The following is a 14,856-nucleotide window of genomic DNA, read 5'->3' on the forward strand; positions in this document are numbered from 1 at the left end:
CTTCGGTGGCGGTGAAGCAACCGCGGTTTGCCGTTCGCCGTTGCCGGGTGTGCGAAATCGCGCTAGTTCACGTTCCGCGTCATAGCTGGAGTAAGTTGATGAGCTTGGTTGAAACGGTCCGCAACACGCTGGTCCCGGTGCACAAGGAAGGTTATCGCTTCATCGCGATCTTCTTCGTCGTTTCGCTGATTCTTGGTTTCCTGTGGGAGCCGCTGATGTGGATCGGCTTTCTGTTGACCGCCTGGTGCGCCTATTTCTTCCGCGATCCGGAGCGCATGACGCCGATCGACGAGGATCTCGTCATCAGCCCGGCCGACGGGCGCGTATCGTCGATCGCCACCGTCGTCCCGCCGGAAGAACTCGGTCTCGGCGCCGAGCCGATGCTGCGCATTACCGTGTTCATGAACGTCTTCGACTGCCACGTGAACCGCGCGCCGATGAGCGGTAGGGTGAGGCGAATTGCCTATCGGGCCGGAAGTTTCCTGAATGCCGAGCTCGACAAGGCGAGCCTGGACAACGAACGCAACGGCCTTGTCGTCGAAACGAGCCACGGCGCCATCGGCATCGTCCAGATCGCCGGCCTGGTGGCGCGGCGCATCCTGTGCTGGACCACGGAGAATGCCTCGCTGGAAAGCGGCGAACGCTTTGGCCTCATCCGGTTTGGCTCGCGCCTCGACGTCTTCCTGCCGGAAGGCGCGCAGCCGCGCGTCAGTCTCGGTCAAAAAACCATCGGCGGAGAGACCGTGATCGCCGAATTCGGCTCGTCGAAGGGGCCGGTCATCAGCCGACGCGCGTGAGGAACCGACATGGAAAATCCCCGGCAGGAAGAAACGGCCGAGATCCCCGAAGTGGCGGTCGACACGAACGACGGGCATGACAAGGCCCGTGGCCCGCGGCTGCGGGAAATCCCGCTGCGCCTGATGGTGCCGAATACGATCACCGTCCTGGCGATTTGTGCGGGCCTCTCCGGCATCCGCCTGGCCTTCGAAAATCGCTTCGAGCTCGCCGTCGCGATGGTCCTGCTTGCAGCATTCCTGGATGGCATCGACGGGCGCGTGGCGCGGCTGCTGAAGGCGACGTCGAGCTTCGGAGTGCAGATGGATTCGCTCGCCGATATCATCAATTTCGGCGTCGCCCCGGCTCTTGTGCTTTACGTCTTCCTGCTGGACCAGGCGCGCTCGGTCGGCTGGATCGCGGCGCTGATCTATGCGATTGCGGTCGGCTTGAGACTTGCCCGCTTCAACGTCATGGCCGAGCGCCCCGTCAAGGCGGCCTGGCAGTCGGAATATTTCGTCGGCGTGCCGGCTCCGGCCGGCGCCATGCTGGTGCTGCTGCCGGTCTATATCGGTCTCCTGGGGCTGGCGCCCGGCAGGATCTTCGCCTTGATCGCGGCGTTCTATACCGTCCTGATCGCCTTCCTGCTGGTCAGCCGCCTGCCGGTCTGGTCCGGCAAGTCCGAAAACCGCGTTCGCCGTGATCTGGTGCTCCCGGCCATTCTGGTCGTCGTCCTCTACGTCGCGACGCTGATGACCTACACCTGGGAGACCATGGTCGTGACGGCAGTCGGCTATTTGCTGACCCTGCCGTTCGGCGCCCGCTCCTGGCAGAGGAAATATGGCGACTGGCCTGCCGGCCAGGGAAATGATGGCCTGCCAGGGGACACCGACTGACCACAAACGCGTTGCTAAGAAAAAGCCACCGCGAGACATCGCGGTGGCTTTTTTGTGGGACATGCGCAGAAACCGATTACTCCGGCAGGCGGTAGTCGACGATCTTCTTTTCTCGGACGATGAAGAGCTTGCCGGTTTCGGTCTGATCCCGTCCGAAGAGGGGCATCAGCGCGGCGGCGACCTCGGAGGGGTGCGGCACTGTCGCGGGATCCTCGCCGGGCACGGCCTGGGCCCGCATCGCGGTGCGTGTCGCACCCGGATCGACGCTGAGGATGCGGAGCGGCAGGCGCTGCGTCTCATAGGCCCAGGTGCGCGCCAGCGCCTCGACTGCTGCCTTGGAGGCGGAGTAGGGGCCCCAAAAGGGCTTGCACTTGTGCGCAGCACTCGAGGACAGGATGAGCGCGCGACCGGCATCCGATTTGACGAGCAGGGGCTCGAGTGAGCGGATCAGCCGCCAGGTGGCGGTGACGTTGATCGTCATCACCTTTTCGAAGACCTTGGCCTCGACATGGCCGATCGGCGAGATCGTGCCGAGCACGCCGGCATTGGCAACCAGGATGTCGAGCTTGCCCCAGCGTTCGTTGATGGCGCCGCCGAGCTTGTCGATCGCGGCCATGTCGGCAAGGTCGAAGGGGACCAGCGTCGCCGATCCGCCCACCGCCTTGATGGCGTCGTCCAGCTCCTCCAGACCGCCGACCGTGCGGGCGCAGGCGATGACATGGGCGCCGGCCTTGGCGAGTTCGAGGGCGGTGAAATAGCCGATGCCGCGCGATGCGCCGGTGACGACGGCGATCCGGTCTTTCAGATTGAGCGTCATGTTGTTGTCTGGTTATCCGTTGCTGGCAAGAACCGAAAGTTTGCGGACGTTACTCGCGCCTTCCTGATCGAGCAGGCGGGTCGGATAGTCGCCGGTAAAGTAATGGTCGGTGAACTGCGGCGCCTGCGGATCGCGCGGGGCGCCGCCGACGGCCTGATAGAGACCGTCGATGGACAGGAACTCGAGCGAATCCGCGCCGATGAAGCGACACATGGAAGCGAGGTCGGCATGCTGGTTGGCCAGCAGCTTGTCGCGGTCGGGCGTGTCGATGCCGTAGAAATCCGGATGGAAGATCATCGGGCTGGCGACGCGGATATGCACTTCGCGTGCGCCGGCCTCGCGGATCATCTGGACGATCTTGACCGACGTCGTCCCACGCACGATGGAATCGTCGACAAGCACGACACGCTTGCCCTTGATCATGGCGCGATTGGCCGAATGCTTCAGCTTGACGCCGAAGGCCCGGATCTGCTGCGTCGGTTCGATGAAGGTCCGTCCGACATAGTGGTTGCGGATGATGCCATATTCGAAGGGAATGCCGCTCTGCTGCGCATAGCCGAGCGCGGCCGGAGTGCCGCCATCCGGCACAGGGACGACGACATCCGCGTCGACGGGCGATTCCTTGGCGAGATTGACGCCCATGTTCTTGCGCGCCACATAGACGCTGCGACCGCCGACAACGGAGTCCGGACGAGCGAAATAGACATATTCGAAGAGGCAGAGACGTTCGGGCCGTGGGGCCTCGGGCTTGCGCGCGTCGATCGAGATCGAACCGTCCGGCTGGATCTCGCAGATGACGACTTCGCCGTTTTCGATGTCGCGGATGTATTTGGCGCCGATGATGTCGAGCGCACAGGTTTCCGAACAGAAGATCGGCTTGCCGTCGAGTTCGCCCATGACGAGCGGCCGGATGCCGATCGGGTCGCGCGCCGCGATCAGCTTGGTGCGCGTCATCGCCAGCATCGAGTAGCCGCCCTCCATCTGGCGAATGGCGTCGATGAAACGATCGGAGGAAGAGGTCTGCTTCGAGCGGGCGATCAAGTGAAGGACGACTTCGGTGTCCGAGGTCGACTGACAGATGGCGCCGTCGGCAATCAGCTGGCGCCGCAGCGTCAGGCCATTGGTGAAGTTGCCGTTATGGGCGATGGCGATGCCGCCGACTTCGAGTTCGGCAAAGAGCGGCTGGACGTTGCGCAGCGCCACTTCGCCGGTTGTCGAGTAGCGCGTATGGCCGATGGAGATATAGCCCGGCAGCTTCGCCAGCGTGGCCGGGTCGGTATAGTGGTCTCCGACGAGGCCCATGCGCTTTTCGGTATAGAACTGCTTGCCGTCGAAGGTGACGATACCGGCGGCTTCCTGGCCGCGATGCTGGAGCGCATGCAGACCAAGTGCCGTCAGGGTGGCTGCATCCGGATGTCCGAGAATGCCGAACACGCCGCATTCCTCATGCAGCGTATCGCCATCGAGTTCGTTGTGGATTTCACTGGATCTGAGATCGGTCATCGCAGTCGCCTTTGCTCCGTGCCGGTGCGCATATCGTGATCAGGCTGCCAGACGTCAAGCGATCTTAGCCGAAATGCCTGGCAAGCGTTATTCCAAATGGACAAAGCCCGCACAGCGGGCTTTGTTGCAAATTTTCTCGTTTCCCCTTAGCCGTTCGTCGCCGGCGCTTCCTCGGCGGGCGACTGTTCGGTGGCGGCCGGCGGCGCATCGCTTTCGCCTTCGCCCGTCGTGTCCTTGCCACGCAGGCGGTCGAGAATCGTGGCATCCGCCTCTTCCGGCAGCAGCGCGACCAGCTTATTGCCGAGATTGTCGAGCAGCGGCTTCGACTTCGCCTGGGTGACCCAGATCGGCTGCTGCGGCGGCGCAACCAGCCAATTGAAGAACAGCATGGCGACGACGACGAGCAGGATGCCGCGCGCCGCACCGAAGAGGAAGCCGAGGGTCCGGTCGAGCGCGCCGATGCGGCTGTCGATGATGAAGTCGGCGATCCGCATGGTGATGAAGGAAATGATGATCAGCGCCACCAGGAAGATCACCGCGGCCGAGCCGATCATCGCGACCGTGTCATTGGTGGTGTATTGCTTGGCATAGGGCAGGAGGTACGGATAGAGGAAATAGGCCGCCGCCGCCGCACCGACCCAGCTCGCGACCGAAAGGACCTCGCGCGAGAAGCCGCGCACCATGGCGAGGATCGCCGAAAACAGTGCGACGCCGAGAACGATACCGTCGAGAATTGTAATGGGCATGTTGTCCTTACTCCGACCCCGTCATCACTCGGGTCCTACCAAGCTTATCCGCCGCAGGCCCCGTCCGCCCGCGCCCGGATCATCTTTCCACCGCTTGTCGACGGCGCCGCGCCAGAAGCGCGTTTCGTCGGCGCCGATCCTTCACTCCGCCTCGTCCGCCTGTTGCAGGGCGCGCCGCGATCCGGCGATGCGCGCAACCAGGTCCGGCAGGCTTTCCATCTCGCTCCAGCGGCCATTGCCGCTCCTCGGCAGGTCGGCTGTTGCAGACGGCAATACGGCCTGGGAGAAACCGAGCTTCTCGGCTTCCTTGAGACGTTGAGCGGTATGCGAAACCGGCCGGACTGCGCCCGACAAGCTGACTTCGCCGAAATAGACGCAATCGGCTGGAAGAGCAAGCCCGGCGAGTGACGAAACCAGTGCGGAAGCGACGGCAAGATCGGCTGCCGGCTCGGAAATCCGGTATCCTCCGGCGACGTTCAAGTAGACGTCGTGCTGCCCGAGGCGGACGCCGCAATGGGCCTCCAGGACCGCGAGGATCATGGAGAGCCGCGCCGAGTCCCAGCCGACGACCGCCCGTCGCGGCGTGCCGAGCGAGGTCGGTGCTACCAGCGCCTGCACCTCGACGAGGAGCGGCCGGGTTCCTTCCATACCGGCAAAAACCGCGGCACCGGGCGATTTCTCGTTGCGTTCGCCGAGGAAGAGCTCGGACGGGTTGGCGACTTCCCGCAGGCCTTGGTCGGACATTTCGAAGACGCCGATCTCGTCGGTCGGACCGAAACGGTTCTTCACCGTCCGGAGGATACGATAGTGGTGGCCGCGGTCGCCCTCGAAATAGAGCACGGCATCGACCATGTGCTCCACGACCCGCGGTCCGGCGATCTGCCCTTCCTTGGTGACATGGCCGACGAGCACGACCGCCGTCCCCGTCTGCTTGGCGAAGCGGATCATCGCCTGAACGCCGGTGCGCACCTGCGTCACCGTTCCGGGGGCGGAATCGACGGTATCGCTCCAAAGCGTCTGGATCGAATCGATGATGACGAGATCCGGGCGCTTGCCCTCGGCAAGCGTCGCTAGGATGTCTTCGACATTGGTCTCGGCGGCGACCAGCACGTCGCTGTCTGCGGCACCGAGCCGCTGGGCCCGCAGACGTACCTGGGCGACCGCCTCCTCGCCCGAGACATAGATCACCCGATGCTTGCGGCGCGAAAGCGCTGCCGCCGCCTGCATCAGCACGGTCGATTTGCCGATGCCCGGGTCGCCCCCGACGAGCAGCGCCGATCCGCGCACGAAGCCGCCGCCGGTAACGCGGTCGAGCTCGGATATGCCGGTCTCGATGCGCGGCGCGTCCTCGATGTCGCCGGAAAGCGTCGTCAACGCCACCGGCCGTCCCTTCTTGGGGGCGCGCATCGGACCGCCGGCGATGCCTCCCATCGGGTCTTCCTCGACGATGGTATTCCACTCGCCGCATCCGTCGCACTTGCCGACCCATCGGGAGTGCACGGTGCCGCAATTCTGGCAGACGAACTGGGTGCGGGTTTTCGCCATCGGGATCAGCTTTCGGAAAGTTGCAAGAGGAAGGGGCGGTCCGTCTCCGCCTCGGGAGAATCACTTCGAGCGGTCACATAATGACGCGAAATGCCGATTGAAAGGGTGATTTTCGACGCCGCCTGAAACGACGATCAGGCACCGCCGACATAGGTTCGGCAATAGCGGTGTCCGAGGCTCGTCAGCAACTCGTAGCCGATCGTACCGCCGGCCCGCGCAACGTCGTCGATGGCGACGTTCCGGCCGAAAAGCTCGATATAGTCGCCGGCACGCACCGCCCGTTCCGGCAGGTCGGTGACATCGAACAGGCTGAGATCCATCGTGACACGTCCGACATGCGGAACCTTCCTGCCATGCAGGAACCCGCAGGCACCCGACTGCATCGCCTGCCTCATCGTGACCCCGCCTCCGGAAACGGAGCGGTGGTAGCCATCCGCATAGCCGATCGCGACGGTCGCGATCCGGCTGTCACGCATAAAGCGCGCCGAGGCGCCGTAGCTTGCCGTTCCGCCCGAGGGGACGGTGCGCAGTTGCAGGATGCGCGCTTCCGCGGTGACGACTGGCTTCATTGGGTTGACGGCATCGTTGACCGCTTCGCCGCCATAGACCGCAATGCCCGGACGCGTGAGGTCGAAATGGTAGTCTTCACCGAGGAAAACGCCGCCGGAATTTGCAAGGCTGGCGGGCACGCCTTCAAAGGCCGCCGTCACCTCTCGAAAACGCTGCAGCTGATAGAGGTTCATCGGATGCCTCGGATCATCGCCGCAGGCAAGATGGCTCATCACCAGCACGGGCGAGAAACTCGCCGGGCGCGCTGGATCGTGGGCGAGCGCTAGGGCCTCCTCGACCGATAGGCCGAGCCGGTTCATGCCGGTATCGACATGGAGGACGCAAGGATGGTCGCCCCGATCGGAAAGCGCCGCCATGAACACGGCAAGCTGCTCCTCCGAGTTGATGATCGGCACGAGGTCATTGGCGAAGAACAGCTCCTCGTTGCCGGGCCACATGCCGGCGAGAATATAGATGCGGGCGTCCGGCAGGAGCGGGCGGAGTTCGGCACCTTCCTCGGCATCCGCGACGAAGAAATCGCGGGCGCCGGCAGCGTAGAGCGTCGGGGCCGCATGCGCGACGCCGATACCATAGGCATTGGCCTTGAGCACGGCGGCGGCACGGGCCTTGCCCGACCGCTCGTTCATCGCCCGCCAATTGTCGGCGAGCGCCGTCAGATCGATGGTGAGCCGGTTCGAGGCAGCGAGGAATTCGGGGCTGTGCATGGGAGAACTCTTGCATGGGCGATATGTGAGCAATACATCCAAGCGCCCGGTGCCGCAAACCTCTTCGGCCTGACTGCCGACCTCGCGAAAGCTGAGCACTTTTGTGCAAGACGAAAAATCTCGGCACCGTTAGGATCGGCCGATGCATACGATTTCCCAGGAAGAGGCCATCGAGGCCATGCCGCTCAAGGGAGCCGAGCACACCCGTTTCTGGCGGGATGCGCGGTTCAAGGGCATGGAATGCCTGAGCGCGACATTCATCACCCACGAGTTCGCGCCGCATGCGCATGACACGTTCAGCATTGGTGCCATCGAAGCGGGTTCGCAGATCAGCACCATCAAAGGCGAGCGTTCGCAGACAGGGCCGGGAGACCTCTACCTGATCAATCCCGACGAAACCCATGACGGGCATCCGGGCAATGACGGCTATCGCTACAGGATGATATACCCGTCCGTGGAGCTGTTCGTCGAAATTCTCGAAGATATCACCGGCCGTCCGTTCCGTGGCACGCCGTGCTTTTCGCGGCAGTGGCTGACGGACCTCGAGCTTGCAGCCGCCTTCCGCCGTGCGCATCAGGTGCTGGAGGGAAAGACGGGGGCGCTCGAGGCGGACGAGGGCATGTTTGGATTTCTGGCGACGCTGTTCGAGCGGCACGGCAGCGCCATCATCGTTCCGGTCCGCACGCGCGAGAGTTCCGCGGTACACCGCGCCCGCGACTATCTTCTCGAGAATTATGCGAGCGACATCGGCCTCGACGAGCTTGCGAACGTCGCCGGCCTCAGCCGCGCCCATCTGATCCGGGCCTTTCGCAAGGAGTTCCACATCACACCGCATGCCTTCCTGACCGACAAGCGGGTGCGCGAGGCAAGGACGCTTCTGCGTCGGGGTTGGTCGCCGGCCGATACGGCCTATCATTGCGGCTTTGCGGACCAGGCGCATTTTACCCGCCACTTCAAGGCGCGCACCGGCGTGACGCCGGGGGCCTTCCGCGCCGGCTGATCACTTTCGTTCAAGACCGGCCGTCGCTGTCCGTTCTATGAACTCTCCGCAAAACAAGGTGGAGATAACGGACGTGAGAAGGGCAGGGATGTCTCAGTTTCTAGGCGGCATGAGGGCGATGGCGCCGCTGACGGTAGCGGTGATGCCGATCGGCCTGGTGTTTGGCGCCGTTGCCGCAAGCAAGGGCCTGAGCAGCCTTGAAGCGACGCTGATGAGCGCCTTCGTCTTTGCCGGCGGGTCGCAATTCGTCGCCATGGACATCTGGACGCATCCGGCCTCCTGGGGCGCGCTCGCCTTTTCGGCGCTGCTCGTCAATATCCGTCACGTGCTGATGAGCGCTTCGATCGGCACGAAGATGCCGGCGTTTTCCGGCCCGGCAAGATATGCCGCGATGTTGCTGCTCGCCGATGAAATCTGGGCCATGGCCGAGGTCCGCGCCGGCCAGACGCGGCTGACGCCCGCCTGGTATGCGGGCCTTGCCGTGCCGTTCTATTGCGTCTGGGTTCTAACGAGCCTCGCTGGCGCCGCCGCTGGCGCCTTCCTCGGCGACCCGAAGGCGATCGGCCTGGATTTCGCGTTCCCGGCCGTATTTACGGTTCTGGTGATTGGCTTCTGGAAGGGGCGGGACACCGGCGCGGTGCTCTTCGCCAGTGCGGCGGCGGCGGTCCTTGCCCACCAATTCCTGCCCGGCGTCTGGTACATCGCGACCGGTGCCGCCGCAGGCGTTGCCGCAACGCTCCTCACCGCCAGACACCGGGAGGCCTGCGCATGACGCTCGATCCCAATACGCTCCTCGCCATCGTGGCGATGGCTGCAGCTACGGTGCTGACACGCATTGCCGGTCTTCTCGTCATTCGCTTCGTCGCGATCGGCCCGCAGCAGAAGCGCGCCCTGGAGGCGATTCCTCCCGCCGTGCTCATGGCGGTCATCGCCCCGACGGCGCTCGTGACCGGGCCGGCCGAGACGCTGGCAACGCTTGCGACGGCACTCGCCGCCACGCGACGGCCGCTGCTTGCGGCCGTCGCGATTGGCGTCTTCGTCGTAGCGGTCGCAAGAGCGCTGATCGGGGCGTGAGAGCGAACGTTTTCGGGATTTTCCCCTCATCCGGCCTGCCGGCCACCTTCTCCCCGCAGGCGGGGCGAAGGAGACTCGCGGCGCCCTCTCAGACTTTGCTCCGCCTTGCAGGAGGGGGAGGCTAAGCGGTGCCTCTTGCCCCTTCTCCCCGCGTGCGGGGAGAAGGTCGCGGCAGCGGGATGAGGGGCCAATACGTTCAATGCTCGTATTGCGTGAACGATGAGTCGGCGAGGTCCGAGAAGCGGGTGAATTCCGACTGGAAGGCGAGCTTGACGGTGCCGGTCGGCCCGTGGCGCTGCTTGGCGATGATCACGTCGGCCGTGCCCTTCACCCGCTCCATCTGCATTTTCCACTCTTCGTATTTCGGGTCGAGTTCGTCGCGCGGCTCCATGTTCTTCACATAGTATTCCTCGCGAAACACGAAGAGCACGACGTCGGCGTCCTGCTCGATCGAGCCGGATTCACGCAGGTCGGAGAGTTGCGGGCGCTTGTCCTCGCGGCTTTCCACCGCACGCGACAGCTGTGACAGAGCGATGATCGGTACGTTGAGTTCCTTGCCGAGCGCCTTGAGGCCGGTGGTGATTTCGGTGATCTCCTGCACCCGATTTTCGCCAGACTTCTTCGAGCCGGTCATCAGCTGGACGTAGTCGACCACGAGCACGTCGAGGCCGCGCTGGCGCTTCAGGCGGCGTGCGCGGGCCGCCAGCTGGGCGATCGAGATGCCGCCGGTCTGGTCGATATAGAGCGGCACCTTCTGCATCATCTGCGAGCAGGCGACGAGTTTTTCGAAATCGGCTTCGGAGATATCGCCGCGGCGGATCTTCGAGGACGACACTTCGGTCTGTTCCGAGATGATGCGGGTCGCAAGCTGTTCGGACGACATTTCAAGCGAGTAGAAGCCGACGACGCCGCCGTTTTTCGCCTTGAAGGAGCCGTCCGGCTGCACTTCCGGTTCATAAGACGCGGCAATGTTATAGGCGATGTTGGTGGCAAGCGACGTCTTGCCCATGCCAGGGCGACCGGCGAGGATGATCAGGTCCGAGCGCTGCAGACCGCCCATCTTGCCGTCGAGCGAATGGATGCCAGTGGAGATGCCGGAGAGGTGCCCGTCGCGTTCGAAGGCCTGGCCGGCCATGTCGATGGCGAGCGCCACGGCGTCGTTGAAGGATTGGAAGCCGCCGTCGTAGCGGCCGGTCTCCGCGAGTTCGAAGAGGCGCCGTTCGGCGTCCTCGATCTGGCTCTGCGGCGGCATGTCGAGCGGCGCATCATAGGCGATGTTGACCATGTCCTCGCCGATGGTGATCAGCGAGCGGCGGAGCGCTAGGTCGTAGATTGCCCGGCCGTAATCCTCGGCGTTGATGATCGACACGGCTTCGGCCGCGAGGCGAGCAAGATATTGCGCGACAGTCAGGTCGCCGACCTTCTCGTCGGCCTTGAGGAAGGTCTTGACCGTCACCGGGTTGGCGGTCTTGCCCATGCGGATGATCTCGCCGGCGACCTCGAAGATCTTGCGATGCAGGGGCTCGTAGAGATGCACGGGCTTGAGAAAGTCCGACACGCGATAGAAGGCGTCGTTGTTGACCAGGATCGCGCCAAGCAGCGCCTGCTCGGCTTCCAGATTGTTCGGCGCTTCGCGGTAATGCTGGTCCGCCTGATCCTTGGGCAAGGGAGCGAGCTTTCGCGCTGCGTCGTTCATGGGAGATCCGTATCCGCCTCTATTATCCCGTGTGCCAATCGATTTGCTTCCTCCCTTCCGCCACGTCTAGTGTAGCTGTGCAACAGTGCTGGAGCTTGAGTGTCCGCCTTTGGTTTTTGGCGGTTGTTCACACTGATTCACAGGGGGCGCGGTGGACCCGAAACATGCCACGCCGGGCATTTGCACAATGGCGGAGGTCGGCCGCAAATCTATCTGATTCGCCTTCCCCCGTCGTTCGCAATCGCCTTCGCGCGCTGTTCGTGACGGCAAAAGAAAGGCCCGGATCGGGAGATCCGGGCCTGTCGTTGAGCTCTGAAGCTGATGCTTATTCTTCTTCGCCCGCGAATTCGGCTTCCGGGTTGAAGAAGTCTTCCGGCTTCAGGGCGTCTTCGTCGACGCCGTAGATGGCGTCGACGGAGGTCAGGCTCTCGCCCTTGGCCTGACGCTCGGCTTCTTCGGCCGAACGGGCAACGTTGACTTCGACGTCGACGTCGACTTCCGCGTGCAGGTGCAGCGTTACCTTGTGAACGCCGATCGCCTTGATCGGCTGGTTGAGGTTAACCTGGTTGCGGTTGATGTTGAAGCCTTCGGCGGCCAGCACATCGACGATGTCGCGAGCGGCGACTGAGCCGTAGAGCTGGCCGGTTTCGCCGGCGGAGCGCACGATCACGAAAGACTTGCCGTCAAGCTTGTCGGCGACCTTCTGGGCTTCCGACTTGCGCTCGAGGTTGCGGGCTTCGAGCGTTGCGCGCTCGGATTCGAAGCGGGCCTTGTTGGCGGCGTTGGCGCGCAGGGCCTTGCCAAGCGGCAGCAGGTAGTTGCGTGCAAAGCCGTCGCGAACCTTCACGGTTTCGCCCATCTGGCCGAGCTTGGCGATGCGTTCGAGGAGAATGACTTCCATGTTGAGTTCCTTTTCAGTTTGGCATTGTTCGTTGGTTAGCTTTTCCCCGTCGGCGTGACCGCGATGGTGCGTCGCGTGTCGGTCAATCCGGACAGGAGGAAGAAGACCGCCGGGATCGTGAAGACGAGCACCGACAGATAGGCGATCCACAGCACGGGAAGCCGCCAGGACCTGCCGCGCGTGCGGAAATGGAAGGAGGCGAAGCCCGAGAGCAGAAAGCCCGCCCCGAACGTGCCGCAGACGAGGGCGCCGATCGCCGCCGGCGCGCCGCCGAGAAACGTAAGGATCAGGCCGCCGAGGAAGACGAAGATGGCGTTGCGGTGCATCCTGAGCGAAGAGGGAATGTCTTCGCGCGGCCGCAGGGACTTTCCCGACATCTGGACGATCCGAGTGGCGACGTAATAGGCGGCAAACAGCATGACCACCCAGAGCGCCCCCTGCACCAACGGCAGCGCCAGCGTGAACATCGACTTGAGCTGGGCAATCGTGGCCGCGTCGGGATTGTAGAGCGGTTCCTGGGCCTTGACCGCCTCGACGAGCATGTCGACCATCAGTTCCGAGACGCTGGAATCATATCCGATGATCGTGGCGACGATGATCATGCCGAGGGTGACGAGGCCGGCGAGGTGGCCGAGGATGTCGGAAAGCGGATACCAGGCAAGAGCGCCCTCGGGGCCGCCGAGTTCGGAGGCAGGCCGCGCCAGACTGGCAAGATGGCTGAGCCAGCCGGCCGGAACGAGCGTGACGACGAGGATGAGCAGCGCGAAATAGGGCGAGACCAGATTTGCCGCCGTTGCTCCGGCCACGCCGATCGCGGTGAGCGCTGCGGCATTGCCCCAGCCGAGGCCGGCAATTAGAATCGGCAGTGCGGAAGCGGCATAGAGAACGATCGCCAGGGACGACTGCGTGTTCGCGCCCATCGACAGAAGGGCGGCGGTAACGCCGGCAAGCGCGCCGGTGATCAGCGATGTCCTGTTCCAGTTCTTCAACGTTCGCTGTCCTGCTTCAAACGCAGTTAGGGGCGCCTTTGGCTGCCCCAACATGGGATTTGGCGCATTCCGCGCCGGTTCCGATCCGCGCCCACCGCGGAAGGGAGGCGTCGAGGCGCTCACCCGAAGGAAGTGCCTCGACGCAGAGTCGGTTACCGTTGAGTCAGGCGACCAACGGAGAGAGATCCCTACGACACGACGTAGGGCAGCAGGCCGAGGAAGCGTGCGCGCTTGATCGCCTGGGCGAGTTCGCGCTGCTTCTTCTGGGAAACGGCCGTGATGCGGGAAGGAACGATCTTGCCGCGCTCGGAAATGTAGCGCTGCAGGAGGCGAACGTCCTTGTAGTCGATCCGCGGAGCGTTTGCGCCCGAGAAGGGGCAGGTCTTGCGGCGACGGTGGAACGGGCGGCGTACCGGAGCGGAAGAAACTTCAGCCATTGTCTTTATCTCCTAGGCTTCGGGTTACGCGCGGTCTTCGCGCGGGCGGCGCGGACGGTCTTCGCGATCGCCACGGTCCGGACGCGGACCACGGTCACCGAATCCACCACGGTCCGGACGGTCGCCGTCGCGGCGCGGACGATCGTCGCGGTCGCGCTTCTGCATCATCGCGGACGGGCCTTCCTCGTGCTTCTCGACGGCGATCGTCATGTAGCGCAGGACGTCTTCATTGATGCGCATCTGGCGCTCGACTTCGTGGACTGCCGGTGCCGGAGCATCGATGTCCATGAGGACGTAGTGAGCCTTGCGGTTCTTCTTGATGCGGTAGGTGAGGGACTTCAGGCCCCAGTTCTCGACTCGGCCGACCTTGCCGCCGTTCGATTCGATGACGCCCTTGTACTGCTCAACGAGGGCGTCGACCTGCTGCGGCGTGATGTCCTGCCGAGCGAGGAATACGTGTTCATAAAGAGCCATTGTGGCTTGCCTTTCTTGCGTTAATCAGCCCGGACCTCGGCGGCTAAGCCTCAACGACTGTTCTTATGGGCTCAAACGAGCCGGCAAGAAAGTGTTGTATCGAGACGGTCGAGAGCGGAGACACGGGAGGCCGGAACAGCTTGTCGTTCCTGGCGGCCTCCGGGATGGAAGCCGGCCCTCCGTTCAGCCACCAGCCAGAAGACCGGGCGTTTCGAACAGCGCGCTTATACGGATTTTCAGCCGAAATGCAAGGCGCGATCGGAAGATCCTGCGTGGCGTCGAAATGGTAAGGGATCCCCGCAGCGCCAAGTTGCGGAACATTCGGCCTACTTCCCTGTTGGCCCGGCAGTCGTAAACTGCAGGAGACGACAATGCACCATATCGATCCGAAGATGCAGGAGTGCATCGAAAATTGCCTGGCCTGCTACCGTGCCTGTCTTTCGACGGCAATGAGCCATTGTCTCGAGGCGGGCGGCAAGCACACGGAGCCCGATCATTTCCCGCTGATGATGGCCTGCGCCGAGATATGCCGGACCTCGGCACATTTCATGCTGATCGGAACGCCCCATCACCGGCATGTCTGCGGCGAATGTGCGGAGATCTGCAGCGAATGCGCGGCCGACTGCGAGCGCATCGGCGACATGGCCGAATGCGTCGATGCCTGCCAGCGCTGCGCCGAAAGCTGCCGTCAGATGGCCGCCTGACGTCCCGGTCGCCTGGAATGGAGGAG

The 14,856-nt window shown here is 63.7% G+C and carries 16 protein-coding genes; 6 read left to right on the forward strand and 10 right to left on the reverse strand.

Going from position 1 to position 14,856, the window contains the following annotated elements; genetic code table 11:
- The first annotated feature begins 98 nt into the window (after positions 1-98).
- Together SS05631_RS03960 and SS05631_RS03965 are read left to right on the forward strand one after the other, a co-directional pair.
- Positions 99-797 (forward strand): phosphatidylserine decarboxylase, encoded by a 699-nt coding sequence (locus SS05631_RS03960; protein ID WP_037413824.1) that lies wholly within the window; start codon positions 99-101, stop codon positions 795-797.
- Between the two features lie 9 nt (positions 798-806).
- On the forward strand, positions 807-1,670 hold the full coding sequence (locus tag SS05631_RS03965) for a phosphatidylcholine/phosphatidylserine synthase (RefSeq protein ID WP_037413825.1): 864 nt from the start codon (positions 807-809) through the stop codon (positions 1,668-1,670).
- A 76-nt stretch (positions 1,671-1,746) separates the two neighbouring features.
- On the opposite strand, the gene SS05631_RS03970 is transcribed toward SS05631_RS03965, so the two are convergent.
- The 5 genes from SS05631_RS03970 to alr form a co-directional block, all read right to left on the reverse strand.
- On the reverse strand, positions 1,747-2,487 hold the full coding sequence (locus SS05631_RS03970) for an SDR family NAD(P)-dependent oxidoreductase (protein WP_037413827.1): 741 nt from the start codon (positions 2,485-2,487) through the stop codon (positions 1,747-1,749).
- 12 nt (positions 2,488-2,499) lie between these two features.
- Positions 2,500-3,990, reverse strand: coding sequence for an amidophosphoribosyltransferase (gene purF, locus SS05631_RS03975; RefSeq protein WP_037413829.1), 1,491 nt, complete (start codon positions 3,988-3,990; stop codon positions 2,500-2,502).
- 146 nt (positions 3,991-4,136) lie between these two features.
- Positions 4,137-4,736 (reverse strand): CvpA family protein, encoded by a 600-nt coding sequence (locus tag SS05631_RS03980; protein WP_037413830.1) that lies wholly within the window; start codon positions 4,734-4,736, stop codon positions 4,137-4,139.
- A 141-nt stretch (positions 4,737-4,877) separates the two neighbouring features.
- Positions 4,878-6,281 carry a DNA repair protein RadA gene (radA, locus tag SS05631_RS03985; protein WP_037413832.1) on the reverse strand — a complete coding sequence of 468 codons (1,404 nt, stop codon included), beginning with the start codon at positions 6,279-6,281 and terminating at the stop codon, positions 4,878-4,880.
- A gap of 134 nt (positions 6,282-6,415) precedes the next feature.
- A complete protein-coding gene (gene alr, locus SS05631_RS03990; RefSeq protein ID WP_037413833.1) occupies positions 6,416-7,555 on the reverse strand; it encodes an alanine racemase in 1,140 nt (379 codons plus the stop codon).
- A 142-nt stretch (positions 7,556-7,697) separates the two neighbouring features.
- On the opposite strand from alr, the gene SS05631_RS03995 reads away from it, so the two are divergent.
- The 3 genes from SS05631_RS03995 to SS05631_RS04005 all read left to right on the forward strand — a co-directional run bounded on the left by SS05631_RS03995 (position 7,698) and on the right by SS05631_RS04005 (position 9,629).
- The gene (locus SS05631_RS03995; RefSeq protein ID WP_037413835.1) at positions 7,698-8,555 is read left to right on the forward strand and encodes an AraC family transcriptional regulator; all 858 of its coding nucleotides are present in this window, start codon (positions 7,698-7,700) and stop codon (positions 8,553-8,555) included.
- 118 nt (positions 8,556-8,673) lie between these two features.
- Positions 8,674-9,327, forward strand: coding sequence for an AzlC family ABC transporter permease (locus SS05631_RS04000; RefSeq protein ID WP_050988162.1), 654 nt, complete (start codon positions 8,674-8,676; stop codon positions 9,325-9,327).
- Positions 9,324-9,629 (forward strand): AzlD domain-containing protein, encoded by a 306-nt coding sequence (locus SS05631_RS04005; RefSeq protein WP_037413839.1) that lies wholly within the window; start codon positions 9,324-9,326, stop codon positions 9,627-9,629. The genes SS05631_RS04000 and SS05631_RS04005 overlap by 4 nt, the downstream gene beginning before the upstream one ends.
- Positions 9,630-9,825: 196 nt before the next feature.
- Here the strand turns inward: SS05631_RS04005 and SS05631_RS04010 are convergent, their stop codons facing one another.
- The 5 genes from SS05631_RS04010 to rpsF form a co-directional block, all read right to left on the reverse strand.
- Positions 9,826-11,325 carry a replicative DNA helicase gene (locus SS05631_RS04010; protein ID WP_037413841.1) on the reverse strand — a complete coding sequence of 500 codons (1,500 nt, stop codon included), beginning with the start codon at positions 11,323-11,325 and terminating at the stop codon, positions 9,826-9,828.
- A 325-nt stretch (positions 11,326-11,650) separates the two neighbouring features.
- Positions 11,651-12,226: a 50S ribosomal protein L9 gene (gene rplI, locus SS05631_RS04015; protein WP_037413843.1), complete on the reverse strand. Its 576-nt coding sequence runs from the start codon at positions 12,224-12,226 to the stop codon at positions 11,651-11,653.
- 35 nt (positions 12,227-12,261) lie between these two features.
- The gene (locus tag SS05631_RS04020) at positions 12,262-13,215 is read right to left on the reverse strand and encodes a membrane protein (protein ID WP_037413845.1); all 954 of its coding nucleotides are present in this window, start codon (positions 13,213-13,215) and stop codon (positions 12,262-12,264) included.
- Between the two features lie 188 nt (positions 13,216-13,403).
- Positions 13,404-13,652 carry a 30S ribosomal protein S18 gene (gene rpsR, locus SS05631_RS04025; protein ID WP_012707461.1) on the reverse strand — a complete coding sequence of 83 codons (249 nt, stop codon included), beginning with the start codon at positions 13,650-13,652 and terminating at the stop codon, positions 13,404-13,406.
- 24 nt (positions 13,653-13,676) lie between these two features.
- Positions 13,677-14,126, reverse strand: coding sequence for a 30S ribosomal protein S6 (gene rpsF / locus SS05631_RS04030; RefSeq protein ID WP_037379737.1), 450 nt, complete (start codon positions 14,124-14,126; stop codon positions 13,677-13,679).
- 371 nt (positions 14,127-14,497) lie between these two features.
- Here rpsF and SS05631_RS04035 point away from each other — a divergent pair, with 371 nt between their 5' ends.
- Positions 14,498-14,830, forward strand: coding sequence for a four-helix bundle copper-binding protein (locus SS05631_RS04035; RefSeq protein WP_037413848.1), 333 nt, complete (start codon positions 14,498-14,500; stop codon positions 14,828-14,830).
- Positions 14,831-14,856: the final 26 nt, after the last annotated feature.

The sequence above is a fragment of the Sinorhizobium sp. CCBAU 05631 genome (genome assembly GCF_002288505.1).
Lineage (GTDB): Bacteria > Pseudomonadota > Alphaproteobacteria > Rhizobiales > Rhizobiaceae > Sinorhizobium > Sinorhizobium fredii_C.